The sequence below is a fragment of the Nocardia sp. NPDC003482 genome, from assembly GCF_053588115.1.
The window spans coordinates 101,192-118,339 of record NZ_JBSFPI010000022.1; the positions used below are offsets into that span (position 1 = coordinate 101,192).

General features: G+C 69.9%; 15 protein-coding genes. 8 read left to right on the forward strand and 7 right to left on the reverse strand.

The window, feature by feature from the left end; all coding sequences use genetic code 11:
- Positions 1–72 precede the first annotated feature (72 nt).
- Positions 73–1,593 carry an FAD-dependent monooxygenase gene (locus ACWDSJ_RS29750; protein WP_450035814.1) on the forward strand — a complete coding sequence of 507 codons (1,521 nt, stop codon included), beginning with the start codon at positions 73–75 and terminating at the stop codon, positions 1,591–1,593.
- On the opposite strand, the gene ACWDSJ_RS29755 is transcribed toward ACWDSJ_RS29750, so the two are convergent.
- Positions 1,542–2,111 (reverse strand): TetR/AcrR family transcriptional regulator, encoded by a 570-nt coding sequence (locus ACWDSJ_RS29755; protein WP_450035815.1) that lies wholly within the window; start codon positions 2,109–2,111, stop codon positions 1,542–1,544. The two genes, ACWDSJ_RS29750 and ACWDSJ_RS29755, sit on opposite strands and share 52 nt — an antisense overlap.
- Before the next feature lie 96 nt (positions 2,112–2,207).
- Here ACWDSJ_RS29755 and ACWDSJ_RS29760 point away from each other — a divergent pair, with 96 nt between their 5' ends.
- A complete protein-coding gene (locus tag ACWDSJ_RS29760; protein ID WP_450035816.1) occupies positions 2,208–2,630 on the forward strand; it encodes a DUF4345 domain-containing protein in 423 nt (140 codons plus the stop codon).
- Here ACWDSJ_RS29760 and ACWDSJ_RS29765 read toward each other — a convergent pair.
- The 4 genes from ACWDSJ_RS29765 to ACWDSJ_RS29780 form a co-directional block, all read right to left on the reverse strand.
- Entirely contained in the window at positions 2,593–3,966 is a 1,374-nt protein-coding gene (locus tag ACWDSJ_RS29765; RefSeq protein WP_450035818.1) for a bifunctional lysylphosphatidylglycerol flippase/synthetase MprF, read from the reverse strand. The two genes, ACWDSJ_RS29760 and ACWDSJ_RS29765, sit on opposite strands and share 38 nt — an antisense overlap.
- Positions 3,967–4,106: 140 nt before the next feature.
- On the reverse strand, positions 4,107–7,118 hold the full coding sequence (locus ACWDSJ_RS29770; RefSeq protein ID WP_450035819.1) for a bifunctional [glutamine synthetase] adenylyltransferase/[glutamine synthetase]-adenylyl-L-tyrosine phosphorylase: 3,012 nt from the start codon (positions 7,116–7,118) through the stop codon (positions 4,107–4,109).
- An 82-nt stretch (positions 7,119–7,200) separates the two neighbouring features.
- Entirely contained in the window at positions 7,201–8,538 is a 1,338-nt protein-coding gene (glnA, locus tag ACWDSJ_RS29775; RefSeq protein ID WP_387361440.1) for a type I glutamate--ammonia ligase, read from the reverse strand.
- Between the two features lie 35 nt (positions 8,539–8,573).
- Entirely contained in the window at positions 8,574–9,248 is a 675-nt protein-coding gene (locus ACWDSJ_RS29780; RefSeq protein ID WP_450035821.1) for a TetR/AcrR family transcriptional regulator, read from the reverse strand.
- An 80-nt stretch (positions 9,249–9,328) separates the two neighbouring features.
- Between ACWDSJ_RS29780 and ACWDSJ_RS29785 the strand changes: the two genes are divergently transcribed.
- Positions 9,329–10,231 (forward strand): NAD(P)H-binding protein, encoded by a 903-nt coding sequence (locus ACWDSJ_RS29785; protein WP_450035823.1) that lies wholly within the window; start codon positions 9,329–9,331, stop codon positions 10,229–10,231.
- On the opposite strand, the gene ACWDSJ_RS29790 is transcribed toward ACWDSJ_RS29785, so the two are convergent.
- Positions 10,218–11,765 (reverse strand): alpha/beta hydrolase, encoded by a 1,548-nt coding sequence (locus ACWDSJ_RS29790; protein WP_450035824.1) that lies wholly within the window; start codon positions 11,763–11,765, stop codon positions 10,218–10,220. The two genes, ACWDSJ_RS29785 and ACWDSJ_RS29790, sit on opposite strands and share 14 nt — an antisense overlap.
- Before the next feature lie 146 nt (positions 11,766–11,911).
- On the opposite strand from ACWDSJ_RS29790, the gene panB reads away from it, so the two are divergent.
- Entirely contained in the window at positions 11,912–12,760 is an 849-nt protein-coding gene (panB, locus tag ACWDSJ_RS29795; RefSeq protein ID WP_450035853.1) for a 3-methyl-2-oxobutanoate hydroxymethyltransferase, read from the forward strand.
- Between the two features lie 118 nt (positions 12,761–12,878).
- Here panB and proS read toward each other — a convergent pair whose 3' ends face one another.
- A complete protein-coding gene (gene proS, locus ACWDSJ_RS29800; RefSeq protein ID WP_450035826.1) occupies positions 12,879–14,318 on the reverse strand; it encodes a proline--tRNA ligase in 1,440 nt (479 codons plus the stop codon).
- Between the two features lie 136 nt (positions 14,319–14,454).
- On the opposite strand from proS, the gene ACWDSJ_RS29805 reads away from it, so the two are divergent.
- From ACWDSJ_RS29805 to ACWDSJ_RS29820, 4 genes are all read left to right on the forward strand, one after another.
- On the forward strand, positions 14,455–14,898 hold the full coding sequence (locus tag ACWDSJ_RS29805) for a hypothetical protein (RefSeq protein ID WP_387361430.1): 444 nt from the start codon (positions 14,455–14,457) through the stop codon (positions 14,896–14,898).
- On the forward strand, positions 14,898–15,860 hold the full coding sequence (gene pip, locus ACWDSJ_RS29810; protein WP_450035827.1) for a prolyl aminopeptidase: 963 nt from the start codon (positions 14,898–14,900) through the stop codon (positions 15,858–15,860). Before ACWDSJ_RS29805 ends, pip begins: the two co-directional genes overlap by 1 nt.
- 71 nt (positions 15,861–15,931) lie before the next feature.
- Positions 15,932–16,261, forward strand: coding sequence for a hypothetical protein (locus ACWDSJ_RS29815; RefSeq protein WP_450035829.1), 330 nt, complete (start codon positions 15,932–15,934; stop codon positions 16,259–16,261).
- Complete coding sequence (locus ACWDSJ_RS29820; RefSeq protein WP_450035831.1) at positions 16,258–17,121, forward strand: CHAD domain-containing protein; 864 nt, start codon at positions 16,258–16,260, stop codon at positions 17,119–17,121. The genes ACWDSJ_RS29815 and ACWDSJ_RS29820 overlap by 4 nt, the downstream gene beginning before the upstream one ends.
- Positions 17,122–17,148 lie beyond the last annotated feature (27 nt).

The following is a 17,148-nucleotide window of genomic DNA, read 5'->3' on the forward strand; positions in this document are numbered from 1 at the left end:
GCTTGACAGCTTAACAGCGTTCAATGCATCCTTAACAGCGTTCTATTTAACGTTGTTAAGGAGGTGGTCGCCATGGCGACCGTGCTCATCGCCGGTGCGGGTCCGACGGGTCTCCTGCTGGCCTGCGAATTGCAAACGGCCGGAATCGAAGTCGTGCTCGTGGACCGGCTGGAGCGGCGCTCCGGCGAGTCCCGCGCGGGCGGCCTGCACCCGCGCACCATGGAGGTGCTCGACCAACGCGGCCTGCTCGACCGCTTCCTGGCCGCGGGGCAGATCCGGCAGATCGGCCACTTCTCCGGTCTCGCACTGGATTTCGCCGAGCTGCCGACCCGGTACCCGTATTCGCTGGTCCTGCTGCAACACCGGGTGGAGCGGCTGCTCGAGGAGCGCGCGGCCGAACTCGGCACGCGGGTGCGCTGGTCGACGGAGGTGACCGGCATCGAGCAGCACCCCGGCGAGGTCACCGTGACACTGCGCGGCCCGGACGGAATCCACAGCCGCACAGTCGATTACATCGTCGGCTGTGACGGCGGCCGCAGCGCGGTCCGCAAGCTGGCGGGTATCGGCTTCCCCGGCACCGACGCCACCCTGACCTGCATCCTCGGCGATGTCGAACTCGCCTGTCCCCCAGCCGAATCCGTCTTCCAGGAGCGCCGCGAGCACGGCAATTTCTCCGTCATCGGCTTCGAACCAGGCTGGTATCGGCTCATCACGACCGAATACGACCGGCCGATGGACCGCGACGCGCCCGTCGGCGTCGAGGATCTGCGCCGGGCCATGATCCGCATCGCCGGAACGGATTTCGGCCTGCACCGCCCGCGCTGGGTCTCCCGCTTCGGCGACGCGGCCCGCCAGGCCGACCGCTATCGCGCGGGCCGCGTGCTGCTCGCGGGCGACGCCGCGCACATCCACTTCCCGGCGGGCGGCCAGGGCCTGAACCTCGGCGCGCAGGACGCGGTGAACCTCGGCTGGAAACTCGCCGCCGTCGCCACCGGCCGCGCCCCCGAGGCCCTGCTCGACACCTATCACGACGAACGCCATCCCGTCGCCGCCCGCGTCCTGCACAACACCCGCGCCCAGTCCGCGCTCGGCCGCCCGGACACCCACACCGACGCGCTGCGCGAAACCCTCACCGACCTGCTGACTCTCACCGACGTCAATGCCCGCCTCGCGGGCATGATCGCCGCCCTCGACATCCGCTACGACCTCGGCGACACCCACCCCCTGCTCGGCCGCCGCGTCCCCGACCTCGATCTGAGCACCGCCGCGGGCGACACCCGCCTGTTCACCCTGCTGCACCCCGCCCGCCCACTGCTGCTCGACCTCGGCCACCCCGCCGATCTCGCCGCGGCCACCCGCGGCTGGCACGACCGCGTCGACATCGTGTCCGCCCGCTACGACGGCGACCGCCCGACCCTCCCCGGCACCGGCCCGATCGACCTCCCGCCCGCGATCCTCGTCCGCCCCGACGGCCATGTCGCCTGGGCCGACACCACCGACCTCATCGCGGCCCTCACCACCTGGTTCGGCCCCGCCGACCCTCAGGCTCCCAACGCCCCCGCCAACGCCCCGATGCAGCTGTCCCGCAACTGATCTCGGCTCAACGTCCCGCGCTCGAGCCACTCCAGCGACAGCGTGTGCACGAATCGCAACCAGGCCATCAGAACGCTCCCCACCGCCTCCCGCCCGGGCCCGTCCAGCCCGGTGGTGTCGAGCATCCGCTCCCGCAACGAGGCGAGTTCCCCGGTGATGATCGCCTGCACCACCGGATCGCCCGCCAGCTCACGATTGGCCGCGAGCACCGTATTGCGATGGGCGGCGAAGTAGTCGAAGTGCGCGTCGAGACCGGCCGCGACCTGTTCGGTGAGCGGGCGGCCGGTGTCGAGATCGACCAGGGCCACCAGGGCGTCGGCCGCGCGCTGGTAGATGGCCGCGAAAAGCGCTCTCTTGGTGGGGAAATGCCGATACAGCAGGGCCCGCGACACACCCGCCCGGTCGGCGACGCCGTCCATCTGGACCTCGTCGTAGGGCCGCTCGGCGAACATGCGCGCGCCCACGTCGAGCAGTTCGGCGCGGCGCTGCTCCGGCGAAAGACGGCGACGGGTCGGCATACCGGGAAGCATAGTTGACGCGTGTCTACTACCGGCCGTACGCTCGTCCGCGTAGTAGACACGCGTCAACTAGTAGTCGCCCGAAGGGAGCCCGCCATGCGCCAGGTCCTGCACTGGACCCTGATCGTCTTCGGAATCGGTTGTGCCGCAATAGCCTTGGCGCACATCTTCATCGGCCCCAGCACGATCCCCGGCGCGAACACCCCGAATCCGAGCCTCGACGGCGATATCCGGATGACGATGGTGGTGTTCCTCGCCTACGGGATCGCCTGCGTGTGGGCCGCGCGCGACCTCGACCGGCACGCCGGGGCGATCCACCTGCTCATGCTGATCTTCTTCGCCGGTGGCCTGGTCCGCCTGCTGACCGTGGCCTACGTCGGCATGCCCAATGCCTTCTTCACGGCCATGATCGTGTTCGAGATCGGCCTGCCGCTGGTCGTCTCGCCCCTGCTGTGGCGGCTCACCGGCCGCCCGTCGCGCCTCAGACCTGTTTGCGGTGCGGCACGAACTCGAGGGTGAGCAGGGCCGCCGCCGTGAACACCAGCTCCCGCCAGCGGATCAGCACGAACCGCTGATCGCCGAAGGAGTTGAACTTGCGCAGGAACCGATACAGCGACTCCAGCCGGATCATCGGATCGAGCGTGCGGGCCAGCACGTACAGGCCCTGCCGGGTGCGCGAGCGGTCCTTCTCGGCGTACAGCTCGGGAAACGCCGCGAACGCCAACGAGATTCGCTCCACACCCTTGTCGCGGCCGTAGTCGACCAGATCCACGATCATCCGCTCGTCCAGCCCATTGGGGGCGTCCTTGCGCCGCCACGGCACGTCCAGGCTCAGCTCGGCCCCGTGATTGGACGACCCGTAACGCTGGAAACCCACCACCCGCCCCTCGGCGTCGCGGGCGAGCACCACCAGCATCCCCGGATTACGGCCGTCCAGAAGATGATCCAGGATCATCGAGAACCCGCGGGTCTGCCGCCCCGAGCCCCACTCGTCGACGATGTCGAACAGCGTGTCGCGCAACGCCGGTTCCAGCTCGCGCTCGTAGCGGATCTCGGTGCTGACCCCGAAGTTGCGGGTGCGGCTCACCGCCTGGCGCAGATTGCGGAACTTGCGCCCGACCATGTCGAACTCGCCGACCCGGACCACCACGTCGCGCCCGATCGGAATGGCGTGCAGCCCATGGTGATCGGTGGCACGCGTGCGCCACAGCTCGCTCAGCTCGGGGCTCGCGCCGAGGATCGCGATGCGCCAGCCCTGCGTGCCCGCGAACTCGGAGAACTCCCGGATCAGCCCCGCGAACTCGGCCCGATCGCCCACCGGATCGCCCGCGACGACCGCGATGCCGAACCGGGTACGGTAGCCGATGGCCGCGGTCGCGGCGGCGTTGAAGAAGTAGGACTTGGCCGAGTGCAGCGCGAACGGCGCCAGCGGATCGGCCACCGTGCGGTCGACCAGGGCCGCGATCCGGCACCGCTGATCGGGCTGCGGGCGCGAGGCCTGCGGCAGCATGAGCACGAAACCGGTGGAGGCCAGGCACACGAATCCGACGACGTGATGGTCGCCGCGATAGGCGATATTGGAGACCCCGAGGATGATGACGGCACTGGTGAAGTGCGGCAACGTGATCGGCCGCCGCAGATGCAGCCCGCGCGCGACGCCCAGCCCGGAGATCGACACCGCCACGAACCAGCCGCGGTTCACCCCGTCCTGCGCGGCCCGGTCGGCGGCGTACAGCAGCACCACGCCCACGAGCAACAACACCGTGATCAACGGCACCCGCACCGCACGCGTCGGCGTGAGCGCCGCGTCCCTGTAGGTGCGGTAACCCGTCAGGGCAGAGTTGGTGTCCGCCATGGTCGTCCTCCCGATGGTCCTACCAACGACACACTATGCGGAACGCAGGCCCCGGGTGAGGACCACCCCTCGGCGGCGCGGTGCGCGCTCCCAATTCACTTCCAACCGATATCGTCTCGCGGCTGTTCCCCGCAACCGGATTATCCGCCGAAAACGCGCTCGACGACCGTTTTCGCCCGTCGTGTGACCCGCATGTAGTGATCCAGGAACTCGCTGCCGTCGTCGCGCGGCCACCCTGCCACCCGCGCGACGGCCGTCAGCAGCCGCCCCGGGCCGGGCAGCTGATCGGTCGGTTTGCCCCGGACCAGCACCAGCGCGTTGCGGGCGCGGGTCGCGGTGAGCCAGGCGTCGCGCAGCAGCGCCACATCGGCCGGGTCGAGCAGGTCGGCGCGCTCGATGGCGTCGAGGGTTTCCAGCGTGGAGGTGTTGTGCAGGGCGCGCACCTCGTGCGCGTGCCGCAGCTGCATGAGCTGCACGGTCCACTCGATATCGGCCAGGCCGCCGCGCCCGAGTTTGGTATGGGTGGCCGGATTGGCCCCGCGCGGCAGCCGTTCGGAGTCCACCCGCGCCTTGATGCGCCGGATCTCGCGCACCGCGTCGGCCGACACGCCGCCCTCGGGGTAGCGCACGGCGTCGATCATGCGCAGGAACCGCACGCCCAGTTCCTGATCGCCCGCGACCTGATGGGCGCGCAGCAGCGCCTGCACCTCCCACGGCTGCGCCCATTGCCGGTAATAGGCGTCGTAGGCGGCCAGCGTGCGGACCAGCGCCCCGTTGCGGCCCTCCGGGCGCAGGCCCGCGTCGACCTGCAACGGCGGATCGGTGCTCGGCGCGCCGAGCAGCCGCTGCACCTGTTCGGCGACGCCGATGGCCCACTTCACCGCGATGGTCTCGTCCTCGCCGGGCCGCGGATCGCACACGAACAGCACGTCGGCGTCGGAGCCGTAGCCGAGTTCCATGCCGCCGAGCCGACCCATCCCGATCACCGCGAGCGAAGCCGGTGCGGGACCGCCCAATTCGGCCTCGCTCGCCCGGATGACGGCCTGGAGCGCGGACTCGAGCACCGCCACCCACACCGACGACAGCGCCTTGCAGACCTGCGGCACCTCGAGCATCCCGAGCACGTCGGCCGAGGCGACCCGGGCCAGTTCGTGGCGACGCAGCGAGCGCGCGGTCGCGATCGCCCGGCGCGGTTCGTTGTAGCGGGCGGTCCCGGCGAGGATGCCCTCGCTCACCTGATCGGGGCGGGTCGACAGCAGCAGCGGACCGTCCGGCCCGTCGGCGAACATGCGAATGGTCTCGGGCGCGTTGATCAGCAGATCGGGCAGATAGGCCGAGCAGCCCAGCACGATCATCAGCCGCTGCGCGATAGCGCCCTCGTCGCGCAGTTCGCGCAGGAACCAGATCTGGTCGTCGAGCCCCTCGGAGACCCGCCGGTACGCGAGCAGCCCGGCGTCGGGATTCGGTGTGTCGCCGAGCCATTCGAGCAGCGTGGGCAGCAGCAGCGCCTGGATGCGGCCCTTGCGGCCGACCTCGTTGGTGAGCGCCTTGAGGTGGCCGAGCGCGTTCTCCGGCGCGGCGTACCCGAGCGCGGCCAGCTGCCGCACGGCGGCCTGCGGACTCAGCCGCAGCGCGTCGGCGTCGAGCCGGGCCACCGATTCCAGCAGCGGCCGGTAGAACAGCTTGGCGTGCAGGCGGCGCACCCGCATGGTGTTGCGCTTGATCTCGCTGCGCAGCACGCCCACCGCGTCCTGCCGCCCGTCGGGCCGCATGTGCGCGGCGCGGGCCAGCCAGCGCATCCCCTCCTCGTCGTCGGGGGCGGGCAGGGTGTGGGTGCGCTTGAGCCGCTGCAACTGCAGGCGGTGTTCGAGCAGCCGCAGGAATTCGTAGGAGGCGGTGAGGTTGGCGGCGTCGTCGCGACCGACATAGCCGCGGTCGGCCAGCGCGGTCAGCGCCTCCACCGTGCCCTGGACGTGCAGCGACTCGTCGGCCTTGCCGTGCACCAATTGCAGCAGCTGAACGGCGAATTCGACGTCGCGCAGGCTCCCGTGCCCGAGCTTGAGCTCGCGCTCGCGCAGATCGGCGGGCACCAGATCCTCCACCCGCCGCCGCATGGCCTGCACATCGGTGACGAAGTCGGGTCGCTCCGAGGCGCTCCACACCATCGGCATGAGCGCGTCGCGGTACTGCTCGCCCAGCTCGAGATCGCCGGTGGCCGGGCGCATCTTCAACAGCGCCTGGAACTCCCACGTGCGCGCCCACCGCTTGTAGTACGTCACATGCGAATCCAGCGTGCGCACCAGCGCGCCGGCCCGCCCCTCCGGGCGCAGCGCGGCGTCGACCTCGAAGAAGGCGTTGCCCGCCACCGACATCAGCTCCGCCGCGAGCCGGGTGGCGACGGTGTCGGCCGGTTCGGCGACGAAGACCACGTCCACGTCGGAGACGTAATTCAGTTCGCACGCACCGCATTTGCCCATCGCGATCACCGCCAGCCGCACCGGCGCCGGGCGGTCCGGGCAGATCCGCGCGATCGCCACGGCCAGCGCGGCGGTCAGGGCGGCGTCGGCCATATCGGTGAGCTGCCGACCCACCTGCTGATGCCGCAGCACCGGTTCGTTCTCCACGGTGGCGGCCAGATCGTGCGCGGCCAGCAGCATGAGATGATCGCGATATCGCTTGCGCAGCAACGAGATCGAGTCCGGCCCGGAGATGCGGGCACGGTGCACCATGGGCCCGGCGGCCGGACCCTCCTCGGGCGCCGCCTCCACCGCGGCGAGCAGATCGGCGATCAGTTCGTCGCGGTCCGGCAGCTCGTCGCGGCGCAGCAGCTGCCAGCAGGTGGGATCGGCGACCAGATGGTCGGCGAACGCGGTCGAGGAGCCGATCAGGGCGAACAGCCGCCCACGCAGCGAGACCTCGGTCCGCAACGCGGAATCCAGTGCGGGCCAATCGCTTTTGAGCCGTTCCTTCAGCCGGACCAGCGTGAGCAGCGCCAGATCGGCGTCCGGCGCACGCGACAACGCCCACAGCAGCGGAACACTCTCGACGTTGTCCCACGCCAGTTCTCGCAACGAAGCGCCTGCCGTCGGCTCGAGCAACCCGAGCCGACCGGCACCGGGCACCGCGGAACGGGCAGTCGGTGGCCGTACCATGCCTTCAAACTACAGGGTGCGACCCGCCGTCGGGACCACGCCCGAAGCTATCGGAGATATTGTTCTCAGTTCGTGCCTCCGACTAGAGATCCAGGTACTCCTGGAGCTCCCAGGGCGTGATTTGTGCACGATAGCCCGCCCACTCGCGGCGCTTGTTGCGCAGGAAGAAGTCGAAGACGTGCTCGCCCAGCGTCTCCGCGACCAGCTCCGAGCGTTCCATCGCCTTGAGCGCCTCGTCGAGGCTGCCGGGCAGTTCGCGGAAGCCCATGGCCCGCCGCTCGGCCGAGGTCAGCGACCACACGTCGTCCTCGGCCTCGGGTGGGAGCGTGTAGCCCTTCTCGATGCCGCGCAGCCCCGCGGCCAGCAGCACCGCGAAGGTCAGGTAGGGGTTGCACGCGGAGTCGGGGCTGCGGATCTCGACCCGGCGCGAGGACTGCTTGTTCGGGGTGTACATCGGAACCCGCACCAGCGCAGAGCGATTCGACCGTCCCCAGGACGCCGCGGTCGGCGCCTCGCCGCCGTGCACCAGCCGCTTGTAGGAGTTGACCCACTGGTTGGTGACCGCGCTGATCTCGTTGGCGTGCTCCAGGATTCCGGCGATGAACGCGCGCGCGGTCTCGGAGAGGTTGAGCGGGTCGTCGAGGTCGGCGAACGCGTTCTGCTCGCCCTCGAACAGGCTCATGTGCGTGTGCATGGCCGAACCCGGATGCGGGGCGAACGGCTTGGGCATGAACGTCGCCCGCACGCCCTCGTCGATCGCCACCTCCTTGATGAGGTAGCGGAAGGTCATCACGTTGTCGGCCATCGACAGCGCGTCGGCGTAGCGCAGGTCGATCTCCTGCTGACCGGGCGCGCCCTCGTGATGGCTGAACTCCACCGAGATGCCCATCGACTCGAGCGCGTCGATGGCGTGGCGGCGGAAGTTGGGCGCCTCGTCGTGGACGGCCTGATCGAAGAAGCCGCCCTTGTCCACCGGGAGCGGATTGCCGTTGTCCAGCACCGACTTCACCAGGAAGAACTCGATCTCCGGGTGCACGTAGCAGCTGAAGCCCAGATCACCGGCCTTGTTCAGCTGCCGCCGCAGCACGTGCCGGGGGTCGGCCCACGACGGCGACCCGTCGGGCATCGCGATATCGCAGAACATGCGCGCCGAATGCTGGTGACCCTTGCTGGTCGACCACGGCAGCACCTGGAATGTCGAGGGATCGGGCTTGGCCACCATGTCGGCCTCCGACACGCGGGCGAAACCCTCGATGGCCGAGCCGTCGAAGCCGATGCCCTCCTCGAAGGCGCCCTCGAGTTCGGCGGGAGCGATCGCGACCGACTTGAGATACCCCAAGACATCCGTGAACCACAGCCGTACGAAGCGAATATCCCGCTCCTCGAGCGTCCGCAGCACGAATTCCTTCTGGCGATCCATAGCCGCGAGCGTAGGCATGTGGCGTTAAATCCGTGTTACATGGCCGGTTCCCCGCCATTCCGGCGTGTTTCGCCGGACCCGAGACTCCCCAAACCGTCGTTCACCAGCCTGCGAACCGCCGCCACATCGACCTGCTCCGGGAGGGCTTCCAGCACCGGCTCGTCGGTCAGCACCTCCTCCACGCCGAGCAACGTGCGCATCAGCCGGGGCAGCACGGTCCGCGCGAGCAGGTCCTCGGCCAGCGCGGCGGCGGCCGCGGAGTCCAGAGTGTAGCGATCGGCGAGATACGCGGCGAGCCGCTCGGCGCCGCTGCCGAAGATGGCCTGGAAATACGCCGTCGAGCTCTCCGGCAACCGCTCGGCCACCGCGATGGTCAACCGGCAGGTGCGCACCTGCGGCGACCACACGACCGTCTGGAGGAACCGGGCGCAGAACAGCGTCACCGCCTCGGCCGGATCCTCGGCGTAGTCGGCGGGGGTCTGCAAGCGGGTGAGATACAGCTCCCGGATAAAATCCAGCACCGCGCCGAACAATTGGTCCTTGTTGGCGAAGTGGGCGTAGAGCGAGCGCTTGGACGTGCCCGCCCGCGCGGCCACGGTGTCCATCGAGGCCCGCTCGTAGCCCGCCTCGAGGAAGACGTCCTTGGCCGCGAACAGGATGTGGCGGCGCAGTTCGGCGCCGCGGCGCTGCGGTTCGGCGGCGGGACTCATCGCGGGACTCCCCAAAAAGTAAACGGTACGGTAGAGTTTACTTTGTTGGACATTCCGACTCACTCCCTCGGAGACATCCCTTGATCGTCATCACCGCTCCCACCGGAAATATCGGCCGCCAGGTCCTCGCCAATGTACTGGCCAGTGACCAGCCCGTTCGCGTCATCGTCCGCGATCCGGCGCGGCTGCCCGCCGACGTGCGCGATCGCGTCGAGATCGTGCGGGGCTCGCACGGCGACGCCGAGGTCGTCGCCCGCGCCTTCGACGGCGCCGACACCCTGTTCTGGCTGCTGCCGCCCGACTTCCGCGCCCCGGATCTGCACGAGGCGTTCGTCGGCTTCACCCGCCCCGCGGCCGAGGCGCTGCGCGAGGCGAAAATCCAACGCGTGGTGAGTATTTCGGCCCTCGGCCGCGGCACCGCGCACGCCGGCCGGGCCGGGCACGTCACCGCGTCGCTCGCCATGGACGATCTGCTGATGAGCACCGGCGTCGCGTACCGGGCGCTGGCCCTGCCCTCGTTCATGGACAACCTGCTGCGGCAGGTCCCGGCCATCGCCGAACAGGGCATGTTCTTCGACATCGTCGACCCGGAGCGCAAGGCCCCCACGATCGCCGTGCGCGATATCGCCGCGATCGCCGCCCGCCTGCTGCTCGACGCCACCTGGACCGGGCAGCGGGAGTTCCCCGCCCTCGGCCCCGAGGACCTCTCCCCCGACGATATGGCCGCCATCGCCTCGGACGTTCTCGGAATCCCGGTGCGCTACCAGCGAATTCCCGTCGCGGCTCTCGAGGAGCGGATGCGGGCGAACGGCGCGTCGGAGGCGGTGATCCGCGGCATGGTCGAGATGATGACCGCCAAGGACGCCCGCATGGACGGCGATATCGTCCGCACGCCGCAACACGCGATCGACGCGCCGACCACCTTCCGGGAGTGGTGCGCCGACACCCTCGCCCCGGCGGTGCGCGCGGCTAGCCGCAGGTGAGCCCGGCGGGCGGCTCCGTCAACTCGATCAGGTAGTCGAAGACCGCGTTGTCCACACACGGCACCCCGCCGGACAGGAAGGCGGTGTGCCGGGTGCCGCGGTTGGTGATCAACGCAGCGTTGAGATCCGCGGCCAGATTCACCCCCGCCTGGTACGGGGTCGCCGGGTCCTGGGTCGTGGAGACGACCACCGTCTTGGGCAGGCCGGGGGCCGAAACCTTGTGCGGCGCACGGGTTGTCGGCACCGGCCAGAACGCGCACAGTTCCAGCGGCGCGTGCCCGCTGGCGTGGCCGTCGTCGAGGAAGGGCGCGACCTTGCGCAGGTCGGCGTCCTCCTGATCGGCGACCGCGCGGTCCTTGATCGCGGGATCGTCGACGCAGTGGATGGCCAGGAACGCGTCCTGGGAGTTGGTGTAGGTGCCGTCGGGGCGGCGGCTGTCGTAGTCGTCGGCCAGCGCCAGCAGCACATCGCCCTTGCCCTGGGTGATCTCGGTGAGTCCGGCGCTGAGCAGCTGCCAGCGGTCCTCGGAGTAGAGGCTGTCCTGCACGCCGATGACGGCGTCGCCGTAGGTCAGCGGGCGGCCGTCCTTGGTCGGCAGCGCGTGGTCCCACAGCGGCGCCACCAGCGCCCGGAACCGCGAAACCGCTTGCGCCGGATCGGTTCCCAGCGGGCAGTCGGCGTTCTTCGCGCAATCGGCGGCGAAGGCGTCGAACGCCTTCTGGAAGCCCGCGGCCTGTTCGAGCGACTCGCGCACCGGCTGCTCCTCGGGATCGATCGCGCCGTCGAGCACCAGCGCGCGCACCCGGTCGGGGAACTTCTCGGCGTAGACCGAACCCAGCCGGGTGCCGTAGGAGTAGCCGACGTAGGTCAGCTTCGGATCCCCGAGCACCGCCCGGATGACGTCCATGTCCTGCACCACGTCCCGCGTGCCGACGTGGGCGAGGAACTCGTTGCCCGTCCGCTCGCTGCAATGCGCGGCGAACTCCTTGTTCTCCTGCTCGCTGGCCGCGATGCCCGCGGGCGAGTAGTCCTTGGGCGGTTCGGCGCGCTGGTCGTCCCACTCCTTGGCCGTCAGGCAGGTGATGGCCGGGGTGGACGCGCCCACGCCGCGCGGATCGAAACCGACCCGGTCGAACCGCTCGGCCAGCGGGGTGCCGCCGCCCTGGGTCGCCATCGGCAGCCCGCTCACGCCCGGCCCGCCCGGATTGAACAGCACCGAGCCGATCCGGTCGCCGCTGGCCTTGATTCGGGACAGCGCGATCTGGGCGGTGCTGCCGTCGGGTTTGTCGTAGTCGACCGGGACCGTGACGCGGGTGCATTCGATGCCGCGCGGCAGCCGGATCTGCGGATCGTCGACGTAGCTCTCGCAGCCCTCCCACCGCGGCGTCTGGTGGTAGTAGCGGTCCAGCGCGGCGGGCGTCGGCGCGCCGGGCGACGCGGGCGCGGGCTCCTCCTTACCGGACACGGTGCAGGCCGCGGCCAGGCACGTCAGGAACACCAGGACGGCCACCCGGCCGGAGCGCAACAACGGCATGCCAGCGATCCTGCCATCCCGGTTCCTGTGACCAATTGCATGGTCGGCACGCCTTCGATCGGCCCGCGGCCCGGTGGCAAACTGGATGGGTCACATCAACCCGGGGACCCGTATCGGGCCTCGAGGAGACAACGAAAGGGACGATGATGTCCGAACAGGAAACCCCTGCCTACGGTGGCGCACCGAAGACTTCTCCCGCCCGGAAGAAGATGCGAGTGCAGCACCTGCGGCAGATGAAGGCCGCGGGCGACAAATGGGCCATGCTCACCGCCTACGACTACTCCACGGCCAAGCTGTTCGAGGAGGCCGGGATCCCGGTGCTGCTGGTCGGCGACTCGGCGGCCAACGTGGTCTACGGCTACGACACGACCGTGCCGATCTCGCTCGACGAACTCATCCCGCTCGTCCGCGGCGTCGTGCGCGGCGCCCCGCACGCGCTGGTGGTGGCCGATCTGCCGTTCGGCAGCTACGAGATCTCCGCGCAGCGGGCCTTCGACGCGGCGGTGCGGCTGATGAAGGAGGGCGGCGCGCAGGCTGTCAAACTCGAAGGGGGAGAACGGGTTTCCGATCAGATCGCCACCCTGACCGCGGCGGGCATTCCGGTGATGGGACACATCGGCTTCACCCCCCAGTCGGTCAACACCCTCGGCGGTTTCCGGGTGCAGGGCCGCGGCGACAGCGCGGAGCAACTCATCGCCGACGCCCTGGCCGTCCAGGAGGCGGGCGCGTTCGCCGTCGTCATGGAGATGGTCCCCGCCGAACTGGCCGCCCAGGTCACCCGCAAGCTGACCATCCCCACCGTCGGCATCGGCGCCGGCGCGGACTGCGACGCCCAGGTCCTGGTCTGGCAGGACATGGCCGCCTACACCAGCGGCAAAACCGCCCGCTTCGTCAAGCACTTCACCCAACTCGGCGACCAATTGCGCTCCGCCGCAGCGGCTTACGCCGACGAGGTGCGCCGGGGGACGTTCCCGGGGCCCGAACACAGCTTCTGACCCCGTCCTGATCCACCATCCCCTCTCTCTCCAATCTCGGCCCACCCCCCATCCGGGCCGGGTTGGAGAGTAGGACACCAACTCTCGTGCCCCGGTCGTCGGACCGGGGCACGGCGAGTCAGTAGGCCCGCCCGAAGATCACGCGCTTGCCGTACGCCGCGGGAGCGCCGCAGCGCACACACGGCCCCGTCGCCGAATCCGCTTCCAGCGGAATGCATCTCGGCGTCGCGGCGGTGCGGGCCTTGATGTCGTCCTCGCAGGCGGGGGTCCCGCAGTGCAGGGCGAGTGCCCAGCCGGTGCCGACCGCCTCGGCGAAGGCGTCCCAATCGTCGACGGTGCGGGTGTGGGTGTCGCGGAATTCGGTGGCACGGGCGAGCAGGAACTCCTGGAACTCGTCGAGGATCGCGGGCAGCTCGGTCGGCAGCGCGTCGAGCGCGATCGCCCGCTTGCCCTCGTCGCCGAGGCGCTTCACCAGCAGGGCGGTGCCCGCCTCGAGATCGCGCGGGCCGAGTTCGAGCCGGATCGGGACCCCGCGCATCTCCCACTCGTTGTATTTGAATCCGGGCGTGAGCTGCGGGCGGGCGTCCACGTGCACGCGTATCCCGGCCGCCCGCAGCCGCCGCGCGAGCTCGTCGGCCGCGGACTCCACCTCGGTGTTGCCGCCGCGCGTGATCGGCACGATCACCACCTGATACGGCGCGAGCCGCGGCGGGAACACCAGCCCCTTGTCGTCGCCGTGCGTCATCACGATGCCGCCGATCATCCGCGTGCTCATCCCCCAGGATGTGGTGTGGCACAACTCTTCCCGGCCCGCCTCGCCGGTGTAGCGGATGCCGAACGCCGCCGCGAAGTTCGTGCCCATGTAGTGCGAGGTCCCCGCCTGCAAGGCGCGGCCGTCGCGCATCATCCCCTCGATGGTGTAGGTGGACACCGCCCCCGCGAACCGCTCCCCGGGCGTCTTCTCCCCCGGGATCACCGGCATCGCGGCCAGATCCCGCGCCACCTCGTGATACAGCCCGAGCGCGAGTTCGGTCTCGCGCAGCGCGTCGGCGGCGTCGACGTGCGCGGTGTGCCCCTCCTGCCACAGAAACTCCGTGGTGCGCAGGAACATTCGCGGCCGCAACTCCCACCGCACCACATTCGACCACTGATTGAGCAGCAGCGGCAGATCACGATGCGAGTCGATCCACTTGGCCATCATCTCGCCGATGATGGTCTCCGAGGTCGGCCGCACCACCAGCGCTTCCTCGAGCTCCTTACCGCCCGCGTGGGTGACCACGGCCAGTTCGGGCGAGAAGCCCTCGACGTGCTGGGCCTCGCGGCTCAGATAGCTCTCCGGGATCAGCAGCGGGAAGTACGCGTTCTCGTGGCCGGTGGCCTTGATGCGTCCGTCGAGTTCGGCCTGCAACCGCTCCCACAACCGGTACCCGTACGGTCGAATCACCATGGTGCCCTTGGCCGGGCCACGGTCGACGAGACCGGCCTTGAAGACCACCTCGTTGTACCAGGCAGCGAAGTCCTCACTCTGGGCGGTCACACCGCGCTCATCCCGTGCCATGGTGCGAGGGTACTGCCGCCGCACCGGTTTCCGATTCCGGCCTCCGAGCTACGGGCGACGGGGCGCGATCAGTGGCAAACTCGGAGACCGACGAGCACGAATCGAGCAAAGGGAACAGATGTCGCAGACCCGTTGGATGACTCGCGGAGCGGCGGCGGCCGCCGCCCTGGTCACGGCCGCGCTGATCGCCGGATGCGGGGGCGGCACGAACGGCTCGTCCGGCTCCGCCGGAACCAGCGGATCGGCGACCGCGACCGTCCCGCACCCCAGCGGCACCGCCGCGCCGGGCACGGGCGCGAATCCGACGCCGTTGCAGCTCAACGACGAAGTGGGCAAACAACTCTGCGACGCGCTGTCCCCGCAGCTGTCGGACTGGCGCGTGCAGGGCCCAACGCTGGGCCGGGTCGCGCTCAACATCACCGTGCACGACTGGGCGGCCCGCAACGGCGGCATCAATCTGCAGGTGCTGGGCGACAAGGCGGTCGTGGACCGCCTCACCACCAAGAACTGCCCCGACGTGCGGACCGAGGCGTTGCGCGCGCTCGAATTGCAGGATCTGGCCTCGGGAATCGCGTTCTGATGCGCACCCTGTACCCGCCCCTCGAACCGCGCCGCCAGGACTGGCTCGACGTGGGCGACGGGCAGCGGATCTACTGGGAGGAGAGCGGCAACCCCGACGGCAAACCGGTGGTGTTCCTGCACGGCGGACCCGGCGGCGGCACGGCGTCGTTCCATCGCCGGTTCTTCGATCCGCGCGCCTACCGCATCGTGCTGTTCGATCAGCGCGGCTGCGGCCGATCCACCCCGCACGTCGCCGACGGCGCGAGCCTCGAGCACAACACCACCTGGCATCTGGTCGCCGACATCGAGGCCCTGCGCGCGCATCTGGGCATCGACCGCTGGCAGGTGTTCGGCGGCTCCTGGGGCTCCACCCTCGCCCTCGCCTACGCCCAGACCCACCCCGAGCGGGTGACCGAACTCGTGCTGCGCGGGGTATTCCTGTTGCGCCGCAAGGAGATCGACTGGTACTACAACGGCGCCGCCGGATACGTCTACCCCGACGAGTGGGAGAAGTTCCTCGCCCCCGTCCCCGAATCCGAGCGCGGCACGGACCTCGTCGCCGCCTACCACCGCCTGCTACACGACCCGGATCCATCGGTCGCCACGGCCGCCGCCATCGCCTGGTCCACCTGGGAGGGCGCGACGAGTTCGCTACTGCCCCAATCGGATCGCGTCGCCGAATCCGCCGAACCCCGCTTCGCCCTCGCCTTCGCCCGCATCGAGAACCACTACTTCGTCCACGGCGGCTTCCTCGAAGAGGGCCAACTCCTCCGCGACATCCCCCGCATCGCCCACCTCCCCGCCGTCATAGTCCAGGGCCGCCACGACATCGTCTGCCCCGCCATCAGCGCCTGGGACCTCCACCGAGCCTGGCCGAACTCGGAACTACACCTCGTCCCCGACGCCGGCCACGCCGCCAGCGAACCAGGCACAACCCACCACCTGATCGAGGCCACCGACAAGTTCCGGGAGGTTCGATGAGAGACAGCGTCGAATTCGTTTCGGGCGGGCCGACTTACCAATCGGCCACTGTCCCGATTCGGGAGCGGGTTATGTACGCCGCCGACCCCGTCCCGGGCGGGCCGGTCCACCGCTCGATCGCGGCCACCAACCCCAACCCGCAGCGGACTATGCGCACCCTCGCGGAATCCGTCCCGAGCGAGCCGACCAGCCGCTCCATCGCGGCCATCAACCCCAACTGCGAGCGGGCTATTGGCACCCTCGCCGGATACGTCGCGAGCGAGCCGACCAGCCGCCCGATCGCGGACACCAACCCGATTCCGACGGGGGCCTCGAGCGTGGCCGCCAGACCCGCTGTGGGCGAGTCCGATTCGGCTCACCTCCTGGTCGCGGCGGCCGACACATTCGGGGAGCGCTTATGAGCACGACCGCTGGACCCGCCTTGACGGCCGCGTTGGCCGAGGATCTGGATCGGCTGTTGTCGGCCGAACCCGAGGTGCGCGCCGATCATCCGGACTCGGTGCACAGTATGCGGGTGGCGACGCGGCGGCTGCGTAGCGTGCTGCGCTCGTATCGAAAAGCCTTCCACCGGGCGCAGATCGATGATCTGCGTGACGAATTGCGGTGGCTGGCGGGCATATTGGGGGTGGCTCGGGACGCTGAGGTGCGCGCCGAACGCTTCGCCGCACTGGCCGAGGAACAACCCGCCGAACAGCGCCGGGTGGGCTGGCGGCTGGTCTCGACCGAACGCGCCCGCTACACCCGCGCGCACAAGGACGTGCTGCGCGCCCTCGACGGCGACCGCTACGCCGGCCTGCGCAAACGACTCCTGAAACTCCGCGACGATCCCCCGCTGCGCCGCCGCCTCGCCAAGGCCGACGCCACCGACGTCTTCACGAAGGTGCTGCGCAAGGACTTCCGCAACCTGCGCGCCCTGGTCCGCGCCGAACCGAAGGTCCCCGACGAGGACCGCATCGAACACCTCCACGACATCCGCAAGGCCGCCAAGCGCCTCCGCTACGCCGCCGAGGCCGCCACCCCCGTCCTCGACGGCCCCGCCGAACAACTCGGCAAGAGCGCCAAGAAACTCCAAACCGTCCTGGGCGACCACCGCGACGCCGTCGAGGCCATGGCCACCATCCGCTCCCGCGCCACGGCCGCGGCCGCCCGAGGCGCCGACCCCACCCCCTACGACGACCTCTACCGCTCCGAGGCCACCGCCGCCCGCAAAGCCCTGGCCGACTACCCCACCACCGCCTCATTCCTCCACCACAAACCCTGACCCCCCGCCCACGAACCCAGCCGCACC